Origin of the sequence: Streptococcus oralis (genome assembly GCF_016127915.1) — a bacterium.
Lineage (GTDB): Bacteria > Bacillota > Bacilli > Lactobacillales > Streptococcaceae > Streptococcus > Streptococcus oralis_BO.
The window spans coordinates 1,661,426-1,685,204 of record NZ_CP066059.1; the positions used below are offsets into that span (position 1 = coordinate 1,661,426).

Consider the following 23,779-nt stretch of genomic DNA (forward strand, 5'->3'; position numbering starts at 1 on the left):
CAACAAGACTAGTATAACACATTGCTTCCTTAGTCAAGGACTTTAAAGTAAAAATTAAGGAAGAATTAAGGTAATGAACAGGTTAAAATAAAGGAGTTTCATTATAATGAAAATAGCGAAAGGATATAACATCACTCTAAGATTTTTAAAGGAGAAAACAAATGAACAATTATATCGTTGAAACCAACCAATTAAGTAAGGATTTTTCAGGTGAAGTAGCCGTTAATCAGCTCTCTATTCATATTAGAAAAAATGAAATTTATGGTTTTTTGGGACCAAATGGTGCTGGTAAGAGTACTGCTATGAAAATGCTTTTAGGATTGTTGCAACCAAGCCACGGTTCCATTAAGCTCTTTGGAAAAACCTTTAATAGCAATCAAATATCACTCCTCTCAAATGTAGGTTCCCTCATTGAAGAGCCCTCTTACTATGCTAATTTGACCGGTTATGAAAATCTTGAAATTATCCAAAAATTGCTTAAATTACCAAAAAGAAATATTGATGAAGTCTTAAAGATTGTCAAACTTTTCGATCAAAAAGACAAGCTAGTTAAAAACTATTCACTAGGCATGAAACAACGTTTAGGAATTGCGTTAGCTATTGTTAAATTTCCTAAATTACTGATTTTGGATGAGCCAACTAATGGTTTAGACCCTGCTGGTATTCAAGAAATTCGTGAGCTTATCAAATCTTTACCACAAAAATACGATATGACTATCATCGTTTCTAGCCATATTCTTTCAGAAATTGAACAGATGGCTACAACTGTTGGTATTATCAATCATGGTCAATTACTTTTTGAAGGCCACCTATCTGACCTTGAAGAAGATGAAAAATATCTGTTTGAGACCAGTGATGATGTAACTGCTAAAAGAATACTAATGTTCAATGGTTTTAATTTGGATGATGACCCAAAATTGATTATCAACGATAACAATAAAGTTAATATAGCCACTGCTATTCGACTCTTAGTTGAAAATGATGTTGATATTTATCAAGTTCGTATGATTCGTCGATCGCTGGAAGATGTTTTCCTTGATATGACAGGACGGGAAGGAAGTGTTTTGTAATGCTAAATTTACAATTAGAATTTATCAAACTAAAAAGACGGTCTTTCTTGCTATCCTTGATTGCTATTGTAGCAGTGGGCTTGATTTGGAGTAGCGTTGTTATCAAATATGAATTACCTAAAACACATGAGGCCTATAATGCCATTTATACCATGACTTACTTGAATGATTTTATTTTGCCACTTTTCATTGCAGTTTTAGCGTCTAGACTACTGGAATTGGAACATCTAGGCAAAACTTTTAAACTCTTGCAAACCAGTAACGAAAGTCCTTGGCAACTTTTTAAAGCTAAATTGACTGTGATGGCTATTTTTGCCTTTGTTGTCAGTTTGATTCAAACGCTTTTTCTGAAATTTATTATTCAAGGCATGCAGGTCAGTGTGACACCTGTTTCATTGAGTCTCTTTTTGTTCACAACTTTTTTGGTTTGTCTCTTTCTGTCTTGTTTACATCTTTGCTTAGCTTTTATCTATCCAAAGCCAAGTGTGACAGTAGTAACAGGCTTAATTGGTTCCTTCCTGTCATTTATAGGTATCGGTGCGTTACCAGTTCCTATTCGTATTTTCATTCCTTGGCAATATTTCTCTATGATGGGAATCGCTAAACGGGTGGCTGGAACTAACACTTATCTTTTTCAATACGATAATGCTTATCCCTTTAAATTAGTCGTATTATTGCTTATCATTTTTTTAAGCATCTTTGCCAGTAAAAAACTCATTGGAAAGGCGGATCTATTATGATTATTTTTGAATTTAAAAAAATCAAAAAAAGTGCTATTCCGATAACGCTAATCTTCTTTAACCTTGTTGGGTCCTTATTGGGAGCAATGATTTACGCTCTCAATCGAAAGGTGCTCCTAGATGGTACACAAGCTCACGTCCTTTGGGGACAAACAGTTTTCTATTCCTCGCAGGTATTTACTCCTATTCTGATCGGGATTATCTGTTCCATCAGTTGTCAATTCGAGGAAAGTAATAAAAACTGGCAGCGCTTATTAAGTATTCCGGTTAAAGCCAATCGTATCATTTTATCAAAAATCACCAGCTTATCACTAGTCATGGCTATTAGTCAACTGATAGTTCTTCTCTTTTATATTATCAGCGCTTTGGTTTTGAAGGTACCTTTTGCAAATTATCTACTGGACTTTTTGCTTTGGTCTATCACAGGTTGGATAGCAACCATTACTATTGTCACCATTCAAATTTTTCTTAGTATTCGCTTAAAAAATTTCGCAGTGCCTATTCTTATATCAGCTATTTTGGCTATGGCAGGACTTATGACCCTCTTTATTGGACAAGGTCTTTTTAGAATTTTCCCTTATGCTCAGATTGCTGTTGGTGATCGAGCTCGTTCCTTAGTCCCTTTTACCTTATCTGAATTTATCCTTTTCTTAGTTGTTAATAGTGCTTATATTTTTGTCTTCTATACCTTAGCAGTTAGACAGCTTAAAAAGAGATTTATTTAATCTCATTTATAGTGAAAAACATGAAGAAAGCGAAGATTTATCGTAATTGTTATACAATTAATGATCAGCAAATAAACAGTGGGCTCTTTGTCAACTGTAGTGGTTTGATGAAAAGTTATAACCTGGAGAGGACCAAATTGGTTCTCTCCTTTTTGATGTTCAAAGCAATGAGAATTCTAGTTTTAAAGTTGTCAAAGTTCCGGAAGCCAAAAGCATTTCGCTTGATGACTTTGATAAGATTATTGGTAGCCTCTAGTTTTACGTTTGAGTAGGGAAGTTCCAGTGCATTCATGATCTTGTCCTTATCTTTCAAAAAGGTCTTAAAAACAGTTTGAAAAATAGGATTTACAGAAGAAATTGTTTCTTCAATAAGAACAAAGAATGGTCAGCCTGTTTCTCTTGAAAATGAAATAGTAACAGTTGATAGAGCTCATAGTGCTCTCTAAGTTCCTGAGAGTAGGCAAGTATCTTTTCTAGAATCTCTTTATTGGTCAGGTGTGAGCGAAAAGTTGGTCGATAAAAACGTTTATCACTGAGTTTACGGCTATCCTGTTGAATGAGTTTCCAGTAACGTTTGATCGCCCTGTACTCGTGCGATTTTCGATCCAACTGATTCATGATTTGGATGCGAAGGTGGTTCATAGCTCGACTGAGATGCTGGACAATGTGAAAGCGGTCGAGGACGATTTTAGCAGAAGGAAATAGTTTTCTGGCAATATCGTAGTAGGGACTAAACATGTCCATGGTAATGACTTTCACACGACTTCTCACCTGTCTAGAATAGCGAAGGAAATGATTGCGAATAGTTGCTTGAGTCCGTCCATCTAGGATAGCTACGATCTTTCTTGAATCAAAATCCTGTGCAATGAAGCTTATCTTACCTTTCTTGAAGCTGTACTCATCCCAGTTCATATGTTCTGGAAGGTAGTTGAGATTTGGTGGTTCTTTTTGACTAAGGAAGTCTCTGCGACAGCCATTTTCCCGCATACTTTACAGCGAAAACGGCGTTTTCTCAATCGAATAAGAGTTTTGTAGCCCGCACACTCTAGATAGGGAATTTTAGATTCTTTTTAGAAGTCATATTTAGCCATTTGTCCTTGACAATCGAGATACTTAGGAGCAGGATAATCTAGCTTAGCGATGACTTCCTTATGTGTTCTAGCATCCAGATAATCCAAGATTATGATGTTCTTGTCTTTAATTCCGAGTATGTTTGTGATAAAATTTAATTGTTCCATAAGATTCTTTCTAATGAGGGTTTGGTCACTTTTTCATTATAGGTCTTATGGGGCTTTTTTCTACAACAAAATCGGCTCTATAATTCCTATGGTGGCTTTACCCACTACAGAAATTATAGAGTCGGCTTACATTGAAATGAAACACAGCTACAAGCGTTACCAGGTTGGGGATACAGAGATTGTGGCTAATCGTGATGTGAATTTTGAAATTGAAAAAGGGGAGCTGGTTATCATACTTGGCGCTTCAGGTGCTGGAAAATCAACCGTTCTCAATCTTTTAGGAGGTATGGATACCAATGATGAGGGGGAGATTTGGATTGATGGTGCCAATATTGCCAACTATAGTTCGCACCAACGAACAAACTATCGTCGTGAAGATGTAGGCTTTGTTTTTCAATTTTACAATCTGGTCTCCAATCTGACAGCCAAGGAAAATGTGGAACTGGCTTCAGAAATCGTGACAGATGCCTTGGATCCAGAGCAAGTACTCAAAGACGTAGGGCTAGGTCATCGCCTGAATAACTTTCCAGCCCAGCTTTCTGGAGGGGAGCAACAGCGAGTCTCCATTGCACGCGCTATAGCCAAAAATCCTAAAATCTTCCTTTGTGATGAACCGACAGGTTCCTTGGATTACCAGACGGGGAAGCAAGTCTTGAAGATTCTCCAAGATATGTCTAGTCAAAAAGGAGCAACGGTGATTATCGTGACCCACAATGGCGCGCTAGCTCCTATTGCAGATCGGGTGATTCACATGCGCGATGCCACGGTTAAGAGCATGACGGTCAATGAGCATCCGCAGGATATCGATACATTGGAGTATTAGCATGAAAAAAACGTATCGGAAAGACCTATTTCAGTCAGTGACGGCTTCAAAGGGACGCTTTGTTTCTATCTTAACCTTGATGATGCTGGGTTCTTTAGCCCTAGTAGGTCTTAAAGTAGCCAGTCCAAACATGGAACGCACGGCAGGGGATTATCTCCGTAAAGCCAATACCCTGGATCTGGCAGTAATAGCTGATTATGGCTTGGACAAAGAAGACCAAGACGAACTAAAGATCCTTCAAGGAGCAAGTGTTGAGTTTGGCTATATGGCAGACCTAACCGTTGAAAATAGTGAAGAAGCGGTTCGACTTTATTCCAAGCCAGAGGGGCTTTCAACCTTCCAAGTGACAGAAGGGCGACTGCCAGAGGCTGATGAGGAAATTGCCCTAGCCAACTTCTGGAAAGACCGCTATCAGATTGGGCAGACCATTACCTTTACTAAGAAAGAAGAAGGGAAGTCCGTCCTAAAATCCCAAACTTTTACAATTACTGGATTTGTTCAGTCGGGTGAGATGCTTTCTAAAAAAGACTTAGGGAGTGCTAGCAGTGGAAATGGAAGCTTGGCTGGCTATGGAGTAATTTTACCCAGTCAGTTTGACTCAGATGTTTATAGTATTGCGCGTGTGCGCTATGACGATTTAAAAAATCTGGATACTTTTTCATCAGACTATAAGACCAAACGAGCCCAACATCAGGAAGAGTTGCAAGACTTACTTGCTGATAATGGTCAAAAAAGATTGGCAAGTATCAAATCAAATGGGCAAAAGAGCTTGGAAGAGGGCAAAGAACAGCTCCAAACTGCTGAAAGCAACCTTGAAAATGGCAAGAGTCAGTTAGAGCAGGCCGAAAGTCGCTTGAAAACGCAAGAAGAACAAGCGACCGCTTTACCAGAACCGCAAAAGAGTCAAATCGAGGGACATCTGACAAAAGCTAAGGAAGAACTGGCGACAAAAAAAGAAAAACTGGCTCAGACAGAGAGTGATCTAACTAAGGAAAAAGAGAAGCTTGAACAGCGTCAGAAAGACCTTGATGAACTGGCAGAGCCGAAATACCACGTATACAATCGCCAAACCATGCCAGGTGGTCAAGGCTACCGCATGTACAGCAATTTATCAACAAGTATTCGTTCTATCGGAAATATTTTCCCCGTGGTGCTATATATGGTCGCTGTAATGGTGACCTTTACAACGATGACTCGCTTTGTAGATGAAGAACGCACCAATGCTGGTATTTTTAAGGCCTTGGGTTACCGGAACCGAGATATAGTTGCAAAGTTTGTCCTCTATGGTTTTCTTGCAGGAACTGTGGGAACCATTATAGGAACGCTTCTTGGACATTATCTCCTTGCAGGCGTCATTTCGGATGTTATAACAGCTGGGATGGTCGTTGGGAAAAGCCAGGAGTATTTTTACTGGTCTTATAGCCTCCTTGCCCTAGCCTTGAGTTGGGTATCCAGTGTCTTGCCAGCTTATCTGGTGGCGCGGAGGGAATTACACGATGAATCAGCCCAACTCTTACTCCCAAAACCTCCCGTTAAGGGATCAAAGATTTTGCTGGAACGCCTGAGCTTTATTTGGAATCGTCTGAGCTTTACTCATAAGGTTACGGCAAGAAATATTTTCCGTTATAAGCAACGGATGTTGATGACCATTTTTGGAGTTGCAGGTTCGATGGCTCTCTTATTTGCAGGTCTTGGCATTCAGTCTTCTGTAGGAGGAGTTGTCGAGCGTCAATTTGAACAAATCCAGCAATACCAGATGATTGTAGCGGAAAAGAGCAGTGCGACGGAGCAAGAAAAAGCAGATCTGGAAAGTGCCTTGCAGGCTGAATCTATCCATGCTTACCAAAAGATTTATTCTAAATCCATTGAAAAAGATTTTAAAGGAAAAGCAGGACTTCAAACCATCACCATGATGGTTACTAGTGGAGAAGACTTCAAGCCCTTTATCGCATTAGAGGAAAATGGCCAAGAGGTGGAGATTACTGCTGGAGCGGTCGTGAGTCAAAAACTAGCTCAACTAGCAAATGTTAAGGTTGGGGACGAGCTGGAGCTTGATGGGAAGGAAATTAAGGTCGCGGCTATTTCTGAAAACTATGTTGGACACTTTGTTTATCTCAATAGAGCGACTTACGAACAAGTCTACGGCACCCGTCCTCAAGACAATACCTACCTAGTAAAATTAAAAGATCCAACACCTTCCAATACGGAGAAAGAAGCGGCTAGCTTTATGGAAAAAGCAGCTATTTCTGGGGTAGTCCAAAATACAACGGCTATCCATCTCTTTGAATCCGTGGCTAGTTCGCTCAATAAAACCATGGCCATCCTTGTCCTTGTTTCCGTTTTACTAGCCATTGTCATCCTCTACAATCTCACTAACATCAATGTGGCAGAACGTATTCGTGAACTTTCCACTATTAAGGTTCTCGGTTTCCATAATAAAGAAGTGACCCTCTATATCTACCGCGAGACTATGGTGCTGTCCCTTGTGGGGATTGCTCTCGGTTTGGTAGCTGGCCACTATTTACATCAATTTTTGATTCAAATGATTTCACCAGCCACCATACTTTTTTATCCACAAGTTAGCTGGGAAGTCTATGCTCTTCCAATCGTCGCAGTGACTGTAATCTTAGCTTTACTGGGGGTCTTTGTCAATTACCACTTGAGAAAAGTGGATATGCTCGAAGCCCTGAAATCAGTAGAGTAATTCAAGCGTTTAAACAGTAAATCAGTTGACAAAGTCCCTGCTTCTTGGTAGAATAAGAACTGTCGTAAAGACAAATAACTTCTTCTTGGTTACAGGCATGCCAACCTGTCACTCGGATGAAGCCAAATAAAAAGGAGAAACATCATGGCAATCTCAAAAGAGAAAAAAAATGAAATCATCGCACAATATGCACGTCACGAAGGTGATACAGGTTCAGTAGAGGTTCAAGTTGCTGTCCTTACTTGGGAAATCAACCACCTTAACGAACACATCAAACAACACAAAAAAGACCACGCTACTTACCGTGGATTGATGAAGAAAATCGGTCGCCGTCGTAACTTGCTTGCATACTTGCGTAAAAACGACGTTAACCGTTACCGTGAGTTGATCAACTCTCTCGGACTTCGTCGTTAATCTGCTTTATTTTCTACTTACATTGCGTTGTCACCTTACCTCGATATACTAAAGTATTATCTTCGGTTACGGTTCCTAGCACTGTAAGGTAAAATAAACCAGATCATCTCCCTTCGGGGAGATTTTTTGTTTCACTAAAATTTTTATACAATCTTCGGCTCATCGCCTAGTCTATAAACGGTTTATCCGGCAAGAATCATGATGCTAAGGGCGTTAAAAATCCGTATGAAAATAGGGAAAGGAAACAGTGTTCGATGAACACAAGGAGTTTCATCTTTTTCACTAGGATTTTAGCCCGAGCTCAAATCAGCTCTCTGATATTCAGAGAGCTTTTTTATTGAGGTTTTATCGGTCACAATTTTGGATACTACAAAAACCTAGAACATGAAGTGATGTTTTATTTAGGAGGTTTTATCGGTCACAATTTTGGATACTACAAAAACCTATCAGCGTTTTACTATCATTTGGGTCTGGTTTTATCGGTCACAATTTTGGAGACTACAAAAACAGACACAAGCAGGTGATATCTCTGCCTATAGTTTTATCGGTCACAATTTTGGAGACTACAAAAACAGACAAGCTGTCGCCAAACATGGTCAACTAGTTTTATCGGTCACAATTTTGGAGACTACAAAAACCGATTCGGGAGCTTGTTCAAACTCATAAGCGTTTTATCGGTCACAATTTTGGAGACTACAAAAACTAGATTTCAACCAGTCTCTTATCAACCAGTGTTTTATCGGTCACAATTTTGGAGACTACAAAAACCTGGATTATGAAGTGTCAACGGCTGAAGACGTTTTATCGGTCACAATTTTGGAGACTACAAAAACACTTTTACGTCGCAAACCAGACATCAAATGTTTTATCGGTCACAATTTTGGAGACTACAAAAACAGGTATTTGTCAATATCGGTGGGATTTCAGGTTTTATCGGTCACAATTTTGGAGACTACAAAAACGCAGATGTTGAAAAAACATTGATCAATCGGGTTTTATCGGTCACAATTTTGGATACTACAAAAACAAATCAGACAAGTCAAAACCATTCCCCTGAGTTTTATCGGTCACAATTTTGGATACTACAAAAACTCGCCAGACTTGATGGAGCTTCATGGGCTTGGTTTTATCGGTCACAATTTTGGATACTACAAAAACCTCAAATGGTATCAGCTAATGACACCATGAAGGTGCGCAGTTACTCGGCTTTTCAAGCCGAGTAACTGTCTGCAAGCCCCCTCGGAGAGCCCACACTTTACGAAGTAAAGTATAGTATGTTATACTTTACATGGAAGTAGTCACCGAATTTCAGTTAGAAATTACTTTGTAACTACGTTTTGAGGAGGAGTAAAATGCTTTCCTACGTTCGACATTACCCACTAGCGATAGCTAAATTAATGTGTCTGTGCTCTCCTAAAATCTGCTAATTTATTACTGACTAATACAGGAGGCTTTTATGGGACAGACAATCATATCTGCTATTGGTGTTTATATTTCCACCAGTATCGATTATTTAATTATTTTAATTATTTTATTTGCACAGCTATCACAGAATAAACAGAAATGGCATATTTATGCGGGGCAATATCTAGGAACAGGCTTACTTGTAGGGGCGAGTTTAGTTGCTGCTTATGTCGTTAATTTCGTGCCTGAAGAATGGATGGTTGGATTGCTTGGTTTAATCCCTATCTATTTAGGGATTCGCTTTGCAATTGTTGGAGAAGGTGAGGAAGAAGAGGAAGAAATTATTGAAAGATTAGAACAAAGCAAGGCAAATCAACTGTTTTGGACAGTTACATTGCTGACAATTGCGTCTGGCGGAGATAATTTAGGTATCTATATACCTTATTTTGCTTCGTTAGATCGGTCACAGACCCTCGTGGCGTTGCTTGTGTTTGTAATCGGCATAATTATCTTTTGCGAGATTAGTCGGATGTTATCCTCTATTCCGTTAATATTCGAGACAATTGAAAAATACGAGCGAATCATTGTGCCCTTAGTATTCATTCTACTTGGACTATACATCATGTATGAAAATGGCACGATAGAGACTTTTCTGATCGTGTAGATTTTTTTGTTTCACTAGGATTTTAGCCCGGGCTCAAATCAGCTCTCTAATTTTAGAGGGCTTTTTATGTTGCCACTTTACCTCGATATACCCAAGTATAATCTTCGGTTACGATTATTAGCACTGTAAGACCAACTATATTTATTTTTCTCATCTTGTTCCATTGTTGAAAATATGGTATACTTTTCATGAGAATTTTCTAAATTTTTAATTTTGTCTAAGGAGGTTTTCATGCTTTCCAAATTTTCTGGAAGCCGACAAGATTTGCAATTTGTGTTGTTTTTGGGTATTTTGCTAAGTGTTTTAGGAATTTCACTTTTTCTAGCTGTTTCTATGGGGTCCGTAGCGATTGATTTAGGAGATACCTATCGAATCATTTTGAGCAGATTGGGATTTCCTCTTGAGATAGGAGAGGTTTCCAAGTCTACTCTTGCCATTGTATGGAATATGAGGTTCCCCCGAGTATTGTTAGGTCTGATAGTAGGGGCTGGTCTTTCTATGTGTGGTAGCGTGATGCAGTCTACAGTGAACAATCCCATCGCAGAGCCTTATGTCTTAGGAATTTCTGCGGGTGCAACTCTAGGGGCAACTTTGAGCATCATTCTTGGTTTAAAATTGGTGATTAGCCTTGGAGCTTTCCTTGGAGCTATTTTGGCAACAATCGCTGTCCTTATCATTGCCTCTATGCAGGGAAGGATGACGACTTCTAGTCTGATCTTATCAGGAACGGTGGTCAATGCTCTCTTTCTGGCATTTTCCAACTTTATTATCTCAGTTGGCGCTAATGCGGACAGTGTGATGACCATTAAGTTTTGGACCATGGGTTCGCTTGCTGGGACTACCTGGTCTGACTTAGTCCTGCCAACTATAGTAGTAGGATTGGCCTTTCTATTTTTCGCTACCCAGTATCGTGTTTTTAATGCGATGATGATGGGAGATGAGGCTGCTTTAACTTTGGGGATTCCCTTACGCTTTTATTGGTATCTTTATGTGACCATGGTGGCTGTGTTGACAGCGGTCTTAGTGGCAACCTGTGGGATTATTGGATTTGTTGGTCTGATTACTCCTCACTTAGCTCGAGGGTTAGTAGGAACGAATTACAGGAGACTTTTTCCTGTTGCGACCTTGCTAGGTGCCCTCTTTGTCATCTGGGCAGATGTACTCTCCCGTATCATCATTCCAAACGCTGAGTTGCCGATTGGTATTTTCACAGCCTTAGTAGGTGCTCCCTTCTTTATCTACATTGTTGGAGGTAGGCGAAGGGAGGTGAGGGCCTGATATGGACTTGATTTGTCAGAATGTCCACTTTGGACTAGGAGAGAAAAAAATCCTCAAAGGAGTTTCTCTTAAGGTTGAGGGGCATCAATTTCACACGATACTAGGACCAAATGGAAGTGGGAAAACCAGTCTTCTTAAACTCCTCTATCGTCAGGAAAAGGCGGACAAAGGCTTGATAAGCCTAGATGGAAAGCCACTGGAGCATTGGTCACTCAAAGAAACAGCCAAGCAAATGGCAGTTGTAACCCAGTTTAATCAATTGCAGTTTGATTGTACAGTTGAGGAAATCGTCTTGCTGGGAAGAACTCCCCACCTCTCTTTTTTACAGAAGGAAAAGGAAAGGGATTATGCCCTCGTTCAAGATGCTCTCGTCAAGGTGGATATGCTTGAGAAGAAAACTCGTCTCTATTCGTCTCTTTCAGGTGGGGAGAAACAGCGAGTCTTATTAGCACGCGCCTTGGCGCAAGAACCGACTCTCTTGCTCCTGGACGAGCCAACCAATCACCTGGATATCAAGTATCAGCTAGACTTGTTAGCCATTGTAAAAAATCTCAAGGTCAATGTTCTAGCTGTCCTACATGATATTCAACTTGCTTGTCGCTATTCGGATTATCTCTATCTGATGAAAGAAGGAGAAATCCTTTACCAAGGGACTCCAAAGGAGACCATCACCCCTGAGTCATTGCAAACTGTATACGGAGTTCAAAGTCAGGTGACTTGGACCGAGGATCAGCAAGCTATGATTCACTATTTATAAGAATGAAAAGGAAAACAAGATGAAAAAAACACTAAGCATTTTACTCGTAACAGTAGCTACCCTAACCATGGCAGCTTGTGGCAATACTACTACAGAAAAAACTACCACACAGTCTAGTACAGAAACAAGTCAGAAGGCCAGCACAGAGACGACTTATCCACTTACGGTCAAAACCTATGATGCTAAGGGAAATGAAGTCGAACAAGTCTTTGACAAGGCACCTGAAAAAGTTATCACCAACAATCTTTCAACCACTGAAATCTTATTGGAGTTAGGCTTGAAGGATAAAATTGCTGGCATGCTTAACCCAGACAATGCTGTGACGGACAAATACAAGGACGCGATTGCGACGATTCCTCAAATTGGGGACAAAAAAACAGTCTCACAAGAGACAGTCCTTTCTTATGAACCAGACGCAGTAATGGGTCGGAATATGATGTTTTCTGAAAAATCCTTGGGAACAGTTATCACTTGGAATGAAAATAAAATCCCAGTCTATACGCAAAAAGCTTCTCTCTCAACGATTCAGCAAGATTTGGGAAATATTGTAGAAGACGTTAAAAATCTTGGAATGATTTTCAATGTTCAGGACAAGGCCAATGAATACGCAACCCAATTACAAGCTAAAATTGACGCTGTTAAGAAAGCAAACCCAGCAAGCCAAGGTGAAAAGAAAAAGGCTTTGATTATGGTTGCTTATAACGACGAAACCTTCGGTGCTTACAAGTCTGCTTTGCAAGAAAGCCTGTTAAATCAACTTGGTTATACCAACGTTGCAACGGGAACATCAGGCTTAACCTTGGAAAATCTCGTGTCAATGGATCCTGAGTTGATTATCTATGTGACCAGCGACCGCAATAAAAAATTGGATGCCAACGCAGTAGAGTTGATGAAGGCAAATGAAGTTTTGGAAAACGTTCCTGCAATTAAGAATCAAAAAATCATGACCATTTCTTACGATGAGTTGATGGACTATGGTCCAGCAGTGATTGATTCCCTTGAGAAAATCAATGACTTTATCAATAAATAATGAGTTTGATTGGGAAGGGATCCAAGTCAAGGTCAGCCTTCCTTCGACCTATGATCCTAACCAAACCTATCCAGCGATTCTCTTGAATGATGGAAACTTGGATTTCCTCTCATCCCTTTCAGAATCTGTGATTTTAGTGGGCTTGACCTCTAAAAATCGCCTAGACGATTACACTCCATGGAAGGCAGCTGCTCTGAGAGATAGGGCTCCAGATTTTGGCGGTCAGGCAAATGCCTATCATGGTCATTTATTTGGAGATCTTTTAGATAAGTTGCAGTCGCTTTATCGCCTGGACAAAAATCGCCTTGCCTATGGAGGATACTCACTAGGTGGCTTGGCGGCCGTCTACAGTCTTTTCAGCTTTGCCAAGGTATCCTGTGTCTTCTCCATCTGCGGTTCTTTTTGGTATCCTGATTTTGTTTCTTTCTGTAAGGAAGAAAAGCTGGAAAATCTGGACTGCTTGCTGTATTTACAGAATGGTCAAACAGAAGGAGCCCATCATACCAATCGCTTGGCTCAAGCACCAGTCTATGCTGAGCAGATTCATACCAGTCTTCAGAAATACTATCCGACTAGTCAGTTTGTCTTTGATCCCTATGGGCATCATGAGCAAGTGACGGAACGATTCCTAGCCTTTTCCAGCTGGCTGGCCCAAAAATGGAAAATCAAATAAAAGAAATATCCCTTGGCAAAAGCCAAGGGATAATTGTATTTTTTAACCAAGAGACTCTCTCTTCTTATCTGGATTCCAGATAAAACTTGCGATGAAGGTAAAGATAATCGTTAGGATACCAACAATCACAGCAAGGATGAGGGCAGGGATGCGGACAAACCACCAGAGTGGGTTTGGTTTTTTATCGTTGTGCCATTGTTTGGTTTCTTCATCCAAACGTTGGAATTCTGCTTGGATACGATCTGCAACCATTTCGATTCCTTCATCATTCATTTTCTTGATGTCTGAGATATCGATAGGATTTCCAAAGTTCATATCCACACGTTCACGGCTAACCAAGCCTTTCAAGGTCATGGGACCGGTGTAGGTAACCGGCATGATACGGACCTTGGCCATTTTGGCAATCAGAGCAACGCCACCCTTGACATCGTTTGAGTGACGGCTCCCACTTGGAAACATGATGAGAGAACGGTCGCTTTTTTTGAGGACGTTGATAGGGTACTTGATGGCAGAGGCGTTAGGTTTTTCCCGGTCGATAGGAAAGGCGCCACACATACGGATCCACCAGCCAAAGATGCGGTTGTTAAACAGCTCTTTTTTGGCTATAAAGATGAACTGTTTTGGCTTGGTCGCAAAGGCCATGTAAACAGGATCCCACCAGGTACGGTGAGGTGCGACGAGGATATAGTTTTCGTCTCGGCTAGGGATTTTATCAGTATTGTGATAGTGGGCATTGCCATTGATGGACCACAAGATCAGCATGACTAGTCCACGCAAATAAGTATAAAACATGAGATCTCCTTCGATTGTATTGCTTTTATTATTATACCTTATCAAAAGATTACTGGCAAACTTTTTCAGTTATCAGCCAACAGTTTTAGATGGGATTAGAATTCTTTTAAAAAAAATGATATGATAGAATTTATGGATAAAAATATAATAATGGGATTAACCCAAAGAGAAGTCGAGGAAAGACAGGCTCAAGGTTTGGTCAATGACTTTACCGCGTCGGCCAGTACCAGTACTTGGCAAATCGTTAAACGAAATGTTTTTACACTTTTTAACGCGTTAAACTTTGCCATTGCTTTGGCGCTAGCTTTTGTGCAGGCTTGGAGCAATTTGGTCTTCTTTGCTGTTATCTGCTTTAACGCTTTTTCTGGAATTGTGACCGAGCTACGGGCCAAACATATGGTGGACAAGCTCAATCTCATGACCAAGGAAAAGGTCAAGACTATTCGTGATGGCCAAGAAGTGGCTCTGAATCCTGAAGAATTGGTGTTAGGAGATGTCATTCGTTTGTCTGCAGGAGAGCAGATTCCTAGTGATGCCTTGGTTTTGGAAGGCTTTGCGGAAGTCAATGAAGCCATGTTAACGGGTGAGAGTGATTTGGTGCAAAAAGAAGTGGATACCTTGCTTTTATCAGGGAGTTTCCTAGCCAGTGGCGCTGTTTTGGCTCAAGTTCACCATGTCGGGGCAGACAACTATGCTTCCAAACTCATGCTGGAAGCCAAGACCGTTAAACCAATCAACTCTCGTATCATGAAATCACTGGACAAGCTAGCTGGTTTTACTGGGAAGATTATCATTCCCTTTGGTCTAGCTCTCCTGCTAGAAGCCTTGATGATAAAAGGCTTGCCCCTCAAGTCATCCGTTGTAAATTCGTCAACAGCCCTTTTGGGAATGTTGCCCAAGGGAATTGCCCTTTTGACCATTACTTCACTCTTGACTGCGGTGATCAAGCTGGGCTTGAAAAAGGTTTTAGTGCAGGAGATGTACTCTGTTGAGACCTTGGCGCGCGTGGATATGCTCTGTCTGGACAAGACGGGAACCATCACTCAAGGAAAGATGCAGGTGGAGGCGGTTCTTCCGCTGACGGAAACTTATGGTGATGAGGCTATTACTAACATTCTGACCAGTTATATGGCCCATACTGAGGATAAAAATCCAACCGCCCAAGCTATTCGCCAGCGTTTCCAAGGAAAGGTTGCCTACCCTATGATTTCCAATCTTCCTTTCTCTAGCGACCGCAAGTGGGGAGCAATGGAGTTGGAAGGGCTAGGGACAGTTTTCTTAGGGGCGCCTGAGATGTTGTTGGACTCTGAAGTACCAGAAGCCAGAGAGGCTCTAGAGAGAGGGTCACGTGTCTTGGTCTTGGCACTCAGTCATGAAAAACTAAATCATCACAAACCACAGAAACCATCTGATATTCAGGCTCTGGCCTTGCTGGAGATTTTGGACCCCATTCGAGAAGGAGCAGCTGAGACACTAGACTACCTCCGTTCCCAGGAAGTGGGACTCAAGATTATCTCTGGTGACAATCCGGTCACTGTATCTAGCATTGCCCAGAAGGCTGGCTTTGCTGACTATCACAGCTATGTAGATTGCTCAAAAATCACGGATGAGGAATTGATGGCCATGGCTGAAGAGACAGCCATTTTCGGTCGTGTTTCCCCTCATCAAAAGAAACTCATCATCCAAACGCTGAAAAAAGCAGGGCATACAACAGCAATGACAGGGGACGGAGTCAATGATATTCTGGCCCTTCGTGAGGCGGATTGTTCTATCGTGATGGCTGAGGGAGATCCGGCGACGCGTCAGATTGCCAATCTGGTTCTCTTGAACTCAGACTTTAATGATGTTCCTGAGATTCTCTTTGAAGGCCGTCGTGTGGTTAATAACATCGCTCATATCGCACCGATTTTCTTGATTAAGACCATCTATTCCTTCCTGTTAGCGGTGATTTGTATCGCTAGCGCACTTCTAGGACGGTCTGAGTGGATCTTGATTTTCCCCTTCATTCCGATCCAGATTACCATGATTGACCAATTTGTGGAAGGTTTCCCGCCATTCGTTCTGACTTTTGAGCGGAATATCAAGCCTGTTGAGCCAAATTTCCTCAGAAGATCTATGCTTCGTGCCCTACCAAGCGCTCTCATGGTCGTATTTAGCGTCCTTTTTGTGAAAATATTTGGAGCGAGTCAAGGTTGGTCTGAGATAGAAATCTCAACCCTCCTCTATTATCTCCTTGGATCAATTGGTTTCTTATCCGTATTTAGAGCTTGCATGCCATTCACTCTCTGGCGTACCCTCTTGATTGTCTGGTCAGTAGGAGGTTTCCTAGCTACAGCTCTCTTCCCAAGAATTCAAAAACTGCTTGAAATTTCGACACTTACAGGACAAACATTGCCTGTTTATGGTGCCATGATGCTGGTCTTTACCGTGATTTTCATTCTAACCAGTCGTTATCAAGTTAGAAAATAAAGAAAGACTGTAATCTGTGGATTGCGGTCTTTTTAGGTGCAGGAGTGCTAGCTGAAATGTGGTATAATAAGAGGTAACAGAGTTTTGGAAAGTGAGAGAAGATGATTTCAAAGAGATTAGAATTGGTAGCTTCCTTTGTGCCACAGGGGGCCGTTTTACTAGATGTGGGGAGTGACCATGCTTATCTGCCGATTGACTTGGTTGAAAGAGGAAAAATCAAAAGTGCCATTGCAGGTGAGGTTGTGGAAGGACCCTATCAGTCTGCGGTCAAAAATGTTGAGGCTCACGGTCTAAAGGAGAAAATCCAAGTCCGTTTAGCCAATGGTTTGGCAGCCTTTGAAGAGGCAGACCAAGTATCGGTTATCACCATTGCTGGCATGGGAGGTCGTTTGATTGCTACCATATTGGAAGAAGGCTTGGACAAGTTAGTTAATGTAGAACGTTTAATCCTCCAGCCCAATAATCGTGAAGACGACTTGCGCATCTGGTTGCAAGAGCACGGATTTCAGATCGTAGCAGAAAGCATTCTAGAAGAAGCTGGCAAGTTTTATGAAATTCTAGTTGTGGAAGCAGGACAAATGAAATTATCAGCCAGTGATGTTCGTTTTGGACCTTTCTTGTCCAAAGAGGTCAGTCCAGTATTTGTCAAAAAATGGCAAAAAGAAGCTGTTAAGCTAGAGTTCGCCCTCGGACAAATCCCAGAAAAAAATCTGGAGGAACGTCAAGTTCTAGCTCATAAAATTCAAGCCATCAAGGAGGTGCTCCATGTTAGCAAGTGAAGTGATTAAACGTTATGAGGATTTTTGTCCTCAGGAATTTTCCATGGAGGGAGACAGTCGTGGCCTGCAAATTGGAACTCTAGACAAGGATATTCAAAGGGTCATGGTTGCTCTGGATATTCGTGAAGAGACGGTGGCTGAAGCCATTGAAAAGGGTGTGGACTTGATTATCGTTAAGCACGCGCCAATTTTCCGTCCGATTAAGGATTTGGTAGCCAGCCGTCCACAAAATCAGATTTACATTGATTTGATTAAGTATGACATTGCCGTTTATGTCAGTCACACCAATATTGACATCGTTGAGAATGGTCTCAATGACTGGTTCTGCCAGATGCTAGGCATTGAGGAGACGACTTATCTCCAGGAAACAGGCCCAGAACGTGGGATTGGGCGTATTGGTGACATTCAACCTCAAACATATGAAGAATTTGCCAGTCATGTCAAGCAAGTATTTGACTTAGATAGCCTTCGCATGGTGCATTATCAAGAGAGTGATTTGAAGAAGGAAATTTCAAGAGTTGCCATTTGCGGTGGTAGTGGTCAGTCTTTCTATCCTGATGCTTTGGCAAAGGGGGCAGATGTCTATATTACTGGTGACATCTACTACCACACAGCTCAGGATATGTTGTCAGATGGCTTGTTAGCGCTGGACCCGGGCCACTATATCGAAGTGCTTTTTGTGGAAAAAATTACTGCGCTCCTTGCCCAATGGAAGGCAGAGAAGGGCTGGGGCATTGATATCTTGCCTAGTCAAGCATCAACCAATCCTTTCCACCATATTTAGTTAGAAGGTGAAGACAATGAAAAGAGTTGCCATTATTGGAGCAGGGATTGTAGGGGCAACTGCTGCCTACTACCTCTCCAAAGAAGCAGATTTAGAGGTGACCGTTTTTGACCATGGACAAGGTCAGGCTACCAAGGCTGCAGCAGGAATTATCAGTCCTTGGTTTTCAAAACGCCGCAATAAAGCTTGGTACAAGATGGCACGCTTGGGGGCTGACTTTTATGTTGATTTGTTGGCTGATTTAGAAAAGTCTGGTCAGGAAATTGACTTTTATCAGCGTTCGGGAGTCTTTCTCTTGAAAAAGGACGAATCCAAGTTAGAAGAACTCTATAAACTAGCCCTCCAGCGTAGGGAAGAATCTCCCTTGATAGGTCAATTAGCCATTTTAGACCAAGCATCTGCAAATGAATTATTTCCTGGTTTGCAGGGATTTGACCGCCTGCTCTATGCTTCTGGTGGGGCGAGAGTAGATGGCCACCTCTTAGTGACTCGTTTGCTAAAAGCTAGTCAAGTCAAGCTGGTTAAAGAAAAAGTGAGTCTGACACCTTTAGCATCAGGTTACCAGATTGATGAAGAGGTGTTTGATCAGGTTATTTTGGCGACGGGAGCTTGGCTGGGGTACATATTAGAACCCTTGGGTTATGATGTGGATGTTCGCCCTCAGAAAGGGCAACTCCGAGATTATCAGATTTCCAAAGATATGGAAACTTACCCTGTTGTCATGCCAGAGGGGGAGTGGGATTTGATCCCTTTTTCAGGTGGGAAATTGTCCTTGGGCGCTACTCATGAAAATGATATGGGATTTGATTTGACGGTAGATGAAACCTTGCTCCAACAAATGGAGGATGCGGCCTTGCCTCACTATCCAGCCTTGGCAGAAGCGAAATCATCGGGTGAGCGTGTGGGAATTCGTGCCTACACCAGTGATTTCTCCCCTTTCTTTGGGCAGGTACCAGGATTGGCAGGTGTCTATGCGGCTAGTGGACTAGGTTCATCAGGCCTCACAACTGGGCCTATCATTGGTTACCACTTAGCTCAACTGATCCAAGACAAGGAGTTGACCTTGGACCCAGTAAATTATCCAATCGCAAACTATGTCAAACGGGTAAAAAGAGAATAGAATTTTACTGAAATTTTAGCAGGTAGTTTAGGATGTCAAATGACATTCCCTATCAAAAATGATAAAATAAGAAAAAATAATCCGAGAATCGAGGAAAAAAGATGCAAGAAAAGATTTTGGTAACGGGTGGTGCTGGATTTATCGGGACCCATACTGTTATTGAGTTGATCCAATCAGGTCATCAAGTGGTTGTGGTGGATAATCTTGTCAATAGCAATCGTAAAAGTTTAGAAGTTGTTGAAAGAATCACAGGAGTTGAGATTCCTTTTTATGAGGCAGATATCCGTGACACAGATACACTCAGAGATATTTTCAAGCAGGAAGAACCGACTGGTGTCATTCACTTTGCGGGTTTGAAGGCTGTTGGCGAATCAACCCGTATCCCTCTTGCCTACTATGACAACAATATCGCAGGAACTGTCAGCCTTCTAAAAGCCATGGAAGAAAATAACTGTAAGAACATCATCTTCAGTTCTTCTGCGACAGTTTACGGAGATCCTCACACTGTTCCAATCTTGGAAGATTTCCCACTTTCAGTGACCAATCCATACGGTCGTACTAAGCTGATGTTAGAGGAAATTTTGACGGATATCTACAAGGCAGATTCAGAATGGAATGTGGTTTTGCTTCGTTACTTTAATCCAATCGGAGCGCATGAAAGTGGAGACTTGGGAGAAAATCCTAACGGAATTCCAAACAATCTCTTGCCTTATGTTTCACAAGTAGCAGTGGGCAAACTAGAACAAGTACAAGTTTTTGGAGATGATTACGATACAGAAGATGGAACTGGGGTTCGTGACTATATCCATGTCGTAGACCTTGCTAAAGGTCACGTTGCAGCTTTGAAAAAACTCCAAAAAGGTTCAGGTCTAAACATTTATAACCTTGGAACTGGTAAAGGTTACTCCGTTCTTGAAATTATCCAAAATATGGAAAAAGCAGTGGGACGTCCTATTCCTTACCGCATCGTAGAACGCCGCCCAGGTGATATAGCTGCCTGCTACTCAGACCCAGCAAAAGCCAAAGCAGAACTCGGATGGGAAGCAGAACTCGACATTACTCAAATGTGTGAAGACGCATGGCGTTGGCAAAGCAAGCATCCAAATGGATTTGAAGACTAAGATGATGATTTCAATCATCGTCCCTTGTCTAAACGAAGAGGAAGTACTTCCTCTTTTTTATCAGTCTGTGGAAGCTCTGCTTCCTGACTTGGGAGCAGAAGTCGAATATGTCTTTGTAGACGATGGCTCAAGCGATGGGACCTTAGAGCTTTTGAAGACCTATCGGGAGCAAAATCCTGCGGTCCGTTATGTCTCATTCTCACGAAATTTTGGGAAAGAGGCAGCCTTATACGCAGGCTTGCAGCATGCAACTGGAGACTTGGTGGTCGTGATGGATGCAGACCTTCAGGATCCTCCTAGTATGCTACTTGAGATGAAAGCCTTACTAGACCAAAATGCAGACTTGGACTGTGTTGGGACACGGAGAACTAGTCGGGAGGGAGAACCCTTTTTCCGCAGTTTCTGTGCTGACCTCTTTTACCGCCTCATGCAAAAAATTAGCCCAGTAGCCTTGCCCTCGGGTGTCCGTGATTTTCGCATGATGAGAAGGTCTGTGGTAGATGCTATTTTAACCCTGACCGAATCCAATCGATTTTCTAAAGGACTCTTTGCCTGGGTGGGTTTTAAAACGCACTATCTTGATTATCCAAACGTTGAACGACAGGCTGGCAAGACCAGTTGGAGTTTTAGACAACTCTTTTTCTACTCGATTGAAGGGATTCTTAACTTTTCAGATTTCCCCTTGAGTATAGCCTTTGTAGCGGGACTCCTATCTTGTTTTCTTTCTTTTGTGATGACATTTTTTGTAGTGTTTCGGACTCTTATCTTGGGAAATCCGACATCTGGTTGGACCTCTTTGATGGCTGTCATTCTCTTTCTTGGAGGGATTCAACTCCTGACGATTGGGATTCTCGGTAAGTATATCAGTAAGATTTATCTAGAAACCAAAAAAAGACCACTCTATCTCGTCAAAGAAAAAAGTGACCTTTCTCTTGTTGAAGGAAAAAAATAACCAAAAAAGACTATAATTTTACCTAGAAATATGCTAAACTAGTAAGTGTGGGAAAAATGAGAAAAAACAATTATATTTATTCCCTGCTTCCTACGATGGATCTTTTAGAAGTGCACGTGTAGGACAATTTTTGATGGCCTCCAGAACATCGCTGGTCTCAGCGATTTCTCTTTGCAATTCAACTGGATCATCGTAAAATCGAACGATTCCATTATCATGGTAATCAAAGAGTTCAGAATAGGTTTGGCAAAGCCCGCAGGCGATGCACCGTTCAGGTATAAGTGTGACTTTCATATTTATATTGTAATAAGAAAATGTAAAAAAAACAAGGAGTAAGGTATGGAAAAAGAACCGTGGCAAGAAGATATTTACGAAAACAATGAGGAAGAAACAAGATCAGAGCGTCGACACCGGAAACAAAAAGGGAAAGGCGTAGTTGCCAATCGTGTCTTGACAGTTCTAGCTAGCCTCTTCTTTGTAATTGTTGTAGCGATGGTAGTTGTATTGATTTACCTATCAACCGGTGGAAGCAATCGTACATCATCTTTGAAGGACTTCTATGATGCATCGTCTCCTTCTACAAGTTCAAGTTCTAAAGTGGAAGAATCATCATCTTCAAGTAGCAAGGTAGAGGAAACAACTTCTTCTGAATCAACACCTTCACAGAGCAGTTCGGAAGAACATACTACAGAGGGTGAAGGAACACTTACAGTACAGCCTGGAGAGGGAGAAGCAGCTCTTGCTCAGCGTGCAGGAATTTCCATTGCTCAGCTAGAAGCCCTAAATCCTTCTCACATGTCATCTGGCTCTTGGTTTGCCAACCCAGGTGATGTGATTAAGACAAGATAGGAGTCATTCATGAAGACAATTCAAATTGCTATCGATGGTCCAGCTTCGAGTGGTAAGAGTACGGTCGCAAAGATTGTCGCTAAAGATTTTGGTTACACTTATCTGGATACAGGGGCTATGTACCGTGCTGCGACTTATATAGCGCTCAAGCACCAGTTGGATGCAGGAAATGTAGATCAACTTCTTGAGCTTCTTAACCAACATCCCATTAGTTTTGGTCGTTCAGAAACAGGTGAGCAACTTGTTTTTGTAGGGGATGTTGATATTACGCATCCGATTCGTGAAAATGAAGTGACCAACAAGGTTTCAAGTATTGCTGCCATTCCTGAGGTGCGTGAGAAACTGGTTTCGCTCCAGCAAGAGATTGCTCAGCAAGGTGGTATCGTCATGGATGGGCGTGATATCGGGACGGTTGTTTTACCACAAGCTGAACTCAAGATTTTCCTAGTGGCTTCTGTTGAAGAAAGAGCAGAGCGTCGTTACAAGGAAAATATTGCTAAAGGGATTGAAACAGACCTTGAAACGTTGAAAGAGGAAATTGCGGCGCGTGACTACAAGGATAGTCATCGTGAAACCTCACCTCTCAAACAGGCTGAGGATGCAGTTTACCTTGACACAACTGGACTAAGTATCCAAGAAGTGGTTGAAAAAATTGAATCAGAAGCAAAAAAATATATGTCCTAGGGACGAGAGGAGCAGGCTAAATGAAGCCTGCTCCTTTTCTCTCTTTTGCGCGCGTTTCAAAACAGCCTTTTTGGGAGAATTTTGATAAAATAGTAGTATCAATAAAAAGGACGGAAGCATGACAAAGAAAATCATAGCCATTTGGGCCCAAGATGAAAAAGGTGTGATTGGGAAGGAAGACCGTCTCCCTTGGCATTTGCCAGCAGAGTTGCAACATTTTAAGGAAACAACTTTAAATCATGCTATACTGATGGGACGAGTGACCTTTGATGGTATGGGACGTCGTCTGCTTCCAAAACGGCAAACCCTGATTTTAACGCGCAATAGCGAAGAAGTCATAGATGGGGCGCTCGTATTTCAAGATGTGGAGTCTGTTTTAGCGTGGTATCAGAGTCAGGAAAAAAATCTCTATATCATTGGCGGAAAGCAGATTTTTCAGGCTTTTGAGCCTTATTTAGATGAAATCATCGTGACACAGATTCATGCTCAGGTGGAGGGAGATACCTATTTTCCTGAGGAGTTTGACTTGTCTCGTTTTGAGACAGTAGCAAGCAAATCTTACACCCGAGATGAGAAAAACGACTATGATTTTACCATCGAATACCGGGATAGAAAGGAAGTCTAATGGAGCGCAGTATATTTGGATTTTTTACAGCTTTTTTGTGTGTGATCTGTATTTTGACTGGAGCACAGGCTTTTCGTAAGAAGC

21 protein-coding genes, 2 pseudogenes and 1 CRISPR repeat array are annotated in these 23,779 nt (G+C 41.5%); of the genes and pseudogenes, 20 read left to right on the top strand and 3 right to left on the bottom strand.

The features are described 5' to 3' along the window. Positions 1-161 precede the first annotated feature (161 nt). Genes I6H78_RS08155 through I6H78_RS08165 form a run of 3 tightly spaced genes read left to right on the top strand, consistent with a single transcriptional unit; the run spans position 162 to position 2,535 of the window. Positions 162-1,070 (top strand): ABC transporter ATP-binding protein, encoded by a 909-nt coding sequence (locus I6H78_RS08155; RefSeq protein ID WP_125841443.1) that lies wholly within the window; start codon positions 162-164, stop codon positions 1,068-1,070. Beyond that, positions 1,070-1,810: an ABC transporter permease gene (locus I6H78_RS08160; RefSeq protein ID WP_008809654.1), complete on the top strand. Its 741-nt coding sequence runs from the start codon at positions 1,070-1,072 to the stop codon at positions 1,808-1,810. The genes I6H78_RS08155 and I6H78_RS08160 overlap by 1 nt, the downstream gene beginning before the upstream one ends. Further along, positions 1,807-2,535, top strand: a complete 729-nt coding sequence (locus I6H78_RS08165; RefSeq protein ID WP_198459361.1) for an ABC transporter permease — start codon at positions 1,807-1,809, stop codon at positions 2,533-2,535. Before I6H78_RS08160 ends, I6H78_RS08165 begins: the two co-directional genes overlap by 4 nt. A gap of 115 nt (positions 2,536-2,650) precedes the next feature. Here I6H78_RS08165 and I6H78_RS08170 read toward each other — a convergent pair. Next, positions 2,651-3,773, bottom strand: a pseudogene (locus tag I6H78_RS08170) (ISL3 family transposase). 88 nt (positions 3,774-3,861) lie between these two features. Between I6H78_RS08170 and I6H78_RS08175 the strand changes: the two are divergent. The 8 genes from I6H78_RS08175 (at position 3,862) to I6H78_RS08210 (ending at position 13,520) form a co-directional block, all read left to right on the top strand. Beyond that, positions 3,862-4,596: an ABC transporter ATP-binding protein gene (locus I6H78_RS08175; protein WP_198459362.1), complete on the top strand. Its 735-nt coding sequence runs from the start codon at positions 3,862-3,864 to the stop codon at positions 4,594-4,596. Then, positions 4,592-7,300 (top strand): FtsX-like permease family protein, encoded by a 2,709-nt coding sequence (locus I6H78_RS08180; protein WP_198460242.1) that lies wholly within the window; start codon positions 4,592-4,594, stop codon positions 7,298-7,300. Before I6H78_RS08175 ends, I6H78_RS08180 begins: the two co-directional genes overlap by 5 nt. A 144-nt stretch (positions 7,301-7,444) precedes the next feature. Next, positions 7,445-7,714 carry a 30S ribosomal protein S15 gene (rpsO, locus tag I6H78_RS08185; RefSeq protein ID WP_001018251.1) on the top strand — a complete coding sequence of 90 codons (270 nt, stop codon included), beginning with the start codon at positions 7,445-7,447 and terminating at the stop codon, positions 7,712-7,714. 342 nt (positions 7,715-8,056) lie between these two features. Then, a CRISPR array of direct repeats spans positions 8,057-8,872; the repeat unit is 35 nt; unit sequence GTTTTATCGGTCACAATTTTGGAGACTACAAAAAC. A gap of 298 nt (positions 8,873-9,170) precedes the next feature. Further along, positions 9,171-9,782, top strand: a complete 612-nt coding sequence (locus I6H78_RS08190) for a CadD family cadmium resistance transporter (RefSeq protein ID WP_198459363.1) — start codon at positions 9,171-9,173, stop codon at positions 9,780-9,782. A gap of 231 nt (positions 9,783-10,013) precedes the next feature. Next, positions 10,014-11,060: a FecCD family ABC transporter permease gene (locus I6H78_RS08195; RefSeq protein ID WP_198459364.1), complete on the top strand. Its 1,047-nt coding sequence runs from the start codon at positions 10,014-10,016 to the stop codon at positions 11,058-11,060. Position 11,061: 1 nt separating this feature from the next. Continuing rightward, positions 11,062-11,817: an ABC transporter ATP-binding protein gene (locus I6H78_RS08200; RefSeq protein ID WP_198459365.1), complete on the top strand. Its 756-nt coding sequence runs from the start codon at positions 11,062-11,064 to the stop codon at positions 11,815-11,817. 19 nt (positions 11,818-11,836) lie between these two features. Beyond that, positions 11,837-12,847, top strand: a complete 1,011-nt coding sequence (locus tag I6H78_RS08205; RefSeq protein WP_198459366.1) for an ABC transporter substrate-binding protein — start codon at positions 11,837-11,839, stop codon at positions 12,845-12,847. After that, a complete protein-coding gene (locus tag I6H78_RS08210; RefSeq protein ID WP_198459367.1) occupies positions 12,828-13,520 on the top strand; it encodes an alpha/beta hydrolase-fold protein in 693 nt (230 codons plus the stop codon). Before I6H78_RS08205 ends, I6H78_RS08210 begins: the two co-directional genes overlap by 20 nt. Positions 13,521-13,562: 42 nt before the next feature. On the opposite strand, the gene I6H78_RS08215 is transcribed toward I6H78_RS08210, so the two are convergent. Continuing rightward, entirely contained in the window at positions 13,563-14,312 is a 750-nt protein-coding gene (locus I6H78_RS08215) for a lysophospholipid acyltransferase family protein (protein ID WP_198459368.1), read from the bottom strand. 132 nt (positions 14,313-14,444) lie between these two features. Between I6H78_RS08215 and I6H78_RS08220 the strand changes: the two genes are divergently transcribed. The 6 genes and pseudogenes from I6H78_RS08220 (at position 14,445) to I6H78_RS08245 (ending at position 21,553) form a co-directional block, all read left to right on the top strand. Next, a complete protein-coding gene (locus tag I6H78_RS08220; protein ID WP_198460243.1) occupies positions 14,445-16,781 on the top strand; it encodes a cation-translocating P-type ATPase in 2,337 nt (778 codons plus the stop codon). Between the two features lie 101 nt (positions 16,782-16,882). Further along, the gene (locus tag I6H78_RS08225; protein WP_198459369.1) at positions 16,883-17,560 is read left to right on the top strand and encodes a tRNA (adenine(22)-N(1))-methyltransferase; all 678 of its coding nucleotides are present in this window, start codon (positions 16,883-16,885) and stop codon (positions 17,558-17,560) included. Then, on the top strand, positions 17,547-18,344 hold the full coding sequence (locus I6H78_RS08230; RefSeq protein ID WP_198459370.1) for a Nif3-like dinuclear metal center hexameric protein: 798 nt from the start codon (positions 17,547-17,549) through the stop codon (positions 18,342-18,344). Before I6H78_RS08225 ends, I6H78_RS08230 begins: the two co-directional genes overlap by 14 nt. A 16-nt stretch (positions 18,345-18,360) precedes the next feature. Next, positions 18,361-19,464, top strand: coding sequence for an NAD(P)/FAD-dependent oxidoreductase (locus tag I6H78_RS08235; RefSeq protein ID WP_198459371.1), 1,104 nt, complete (start codon positions 18,361-18,363; stop codon positions 19,462-19,464). Between the two features lie 101 nt (positions 19,465-19,565). Then, the gene (gene galE / locus I6H78_RS08240; RefSeq protein ID WP_198459372.1) at positions 19,566-20,585 is read left to right on the top strand and encodes a UDP-glucose 4-epimerase GalE; all 1,020 of its coding nucleotides are present in this window, start codon (positions 19,566-19,568) and stop codon (positions 20,583-20,585) included. Between the two features lies 1 nt (position 20,586). Then, positions 20,587-21,553: pseudogene (locus I6H78_RS08245) on the top strand (glycosyltransferase family 2 protein). Between the two features lie 74 nt (positions 21,554-21,627). Here I6H78_RS08245 and I6H78_RS08250 read toward each other — a convergent pair. Then, the gene (locus I6H78_RS08250) at positions 21,628-21,831 is read right to left on the bottom strand and encodes a ferredoxin (protein WP_002874767.1); all 204 of its coding nucleotides are present in this window, start codon (positions 21,829-21,831) and stop codon (positions 21,628-21,630) included. A 45-nt stretch (positions 21,832-21,876) separates the two neighbouring features. Between I6H78_RS08250 and I6H78_RS08255 the strand changes: the two genes are divergently transcribed. From I6H78_RS08255 to I6H78_RS08265, 3 genes are all read left to right on the top strand, one after another. After that, a complete protein-coding gene (locus I6H78_RS08255) occupies positions 21,877-22,386 on the top strand; it encodes an SAG1386/EF1546 family surface-associated protein (RefSeq protein WP_000410193.1) in 510 nt (169 codons plus the stop codon). Between the two features lie 9 nt (positions 22,387-22,395). Then, positions 22,396-23,070 carry a (d)CMP kinase gene (cmk, locus tag I6H78_RS08260; RefSeq protein WP_000849406.1) on the top strand — a complete coding sequence of 225 codons (675 nt, stop codon included), beginning with the start codon at positions 22,396-22,398 and terminating at the stop codon, positions 23,068-23,070. Positions 23,071-23,188: 118 nt separating this feature from the next. Beyond that, positions 23,189-23,695 carry a dihydrofolate reductase gene (locus I6H78_RS08265; RefSeq protein WP_000162308.1) on the top strand — a complete coding sequence of 169 codons (507 nt, stop codon included), beginning with the start codon at positions 23,189-23,191 and terminating at the stop codon, positions 23,693-23,695. Positions 23,696-23,779 lie beyond the last annotated feature (84 nt).

Excerpts from the sequence above, each read along its gene's own strand:
- I6H78_RS08155 (WP_125841443.1), top strand. The coding sequence starts at position 162 with ATGAACAATTATATCGTTGAAACCAACCAATTAAGTAAGGATTTTTCA.
- I6H78_RS08160 (WP_008809654.1), top strand. The coding sequence starts at position 1,070 with ATGCTAAATTTACAATTAGAATTTATCAAACTAAAAAGACGGTCTTTC.
- I6H78_RS08165 (WP_198459361.1), top strand. The coding sequence starts at position 1,807 with ATGATTATTTTTGAATTTAAAAAAATCAAAAAAAGTGCTATTCCGATA.
- I6H78_RS08175 (WP_198459362.1), top strand. The coding sequence starts at position 3,862 with ATGGTGGCTTTACCCACTACAGAAATTATAGAGTCGGCTTACATTGAA.
- rpsO (WP_001018251.1), top strand. The coding sequence starts at position 7,445 with ATGGCAATCTCAAAAGAGAAAAAAAATGAAATCATCGCACAATATGCA.
- I6H78_RS08190 (WP_198459363.1), top strand. The coding sequence starts at position 9,171 with ATGGGACAGACAATCATATCTGCTATTGGTGTTTATATTTCCACCAGT.
- I6H78_RS08195 (WP_198459364.1), top strand. The coding sequence starts at position 10,014 with ATGCTTTCCAAATTTTCTGGAAGCCGACAAGATTTGCAATTTGTGTTG.
- I6H78_RS08200 (WP_198459365.1), top strand. The coding sequence starts at position 11,062 with ATGGACTTGATTTGTCAGAATGTCCACTTTGGACTAGGAGAGAAAAAA.
- I6H78_RS08205 (WP_198459366.1), top strand. The coding sequence starts at position 11,837 with ATGAAAAAAACACTAAGCATTTTACTCGTAACAGTAGCTACCCTAACC.
- I6H78_RS08210 (WP_198459367.1), top strand. The coding sequence starts at position 12,828 with ATGACTTTATCAATAAATAATGAGTTTGATTGGGAAGGGATCCAAGTC.
- I6H78_RS08215 (WP_198459368.1), bottom strand. The coding sequence starts at position 14,312 with ATGTTTTATACTTATTTGCGTGGACTAGTCATGCTGATCTTGTGGTCC.
- I6H78_RS08220 (WP_198460243.1), top strand. The coding sequence starts at position 14,445 with ATGGATAAAAATATAATAATGGGATTAACCCAAAGAGAAGTCGAGGAA.
- I6H78_RS08225 (WP_198459369.1), top strand. The coding sequence starts at position 16,883 with ATGATTTCAAAGAGATTAGAATTGGTAGCTTCCTTTGTGCCACAGGGG.
- I6H78_RS08230 (WP_198459370.1), top strand. The coding sequence starts at position 17,547 with ATGTTAGCAAGTGAAGTGATTAAACGTTATGAGGATTTTTGTCCTCAG.
- I6H78_RS08235 (WP_198459371.1), top strand. The coding sequence starts at position 18,361 with ATGAAAAGAGTTGCCATTATTGGAGCAGGGATTGTAGGGGCAACTGCT.
- galE (WP_198459372.1), top strand. The coding sequence starts at position 19,566 with ATGCAAGAAAAGATTTTGGTAACGGGTGGTGCTGGATTTATCGGGACC.
- I6H78_RS08250 (WP_002874767.1), bottom strand. The coding sequence starts at position 21,831 with ATGAAAGTCACACTTATACCTGAACGGTGCATCGCCTGCGGGCTTTGC.
- I6H78_RS08255 (WP_000410193.1), top strand. The coding sequence starts at position 21,877 with ATGGAAAAAGAACCGTGGCAAGAAGATATTTACGAAAACAATGAGGAA.
- cmk (WP_000849406.1), top strand. The coding sequence starts at position 22,396 with ATGAAGACAATTCAAATTGCTATCGATGGTCCAGCTTCGAGTGGTAAG.
- I6H78_RS08265 (WP_000162308.1), top strand. The coding sequence starts at position 23,189 with ATGACAAAGAAAATCATAGCCATTTGGGCCCAAGATGAAAAAGGTGTG.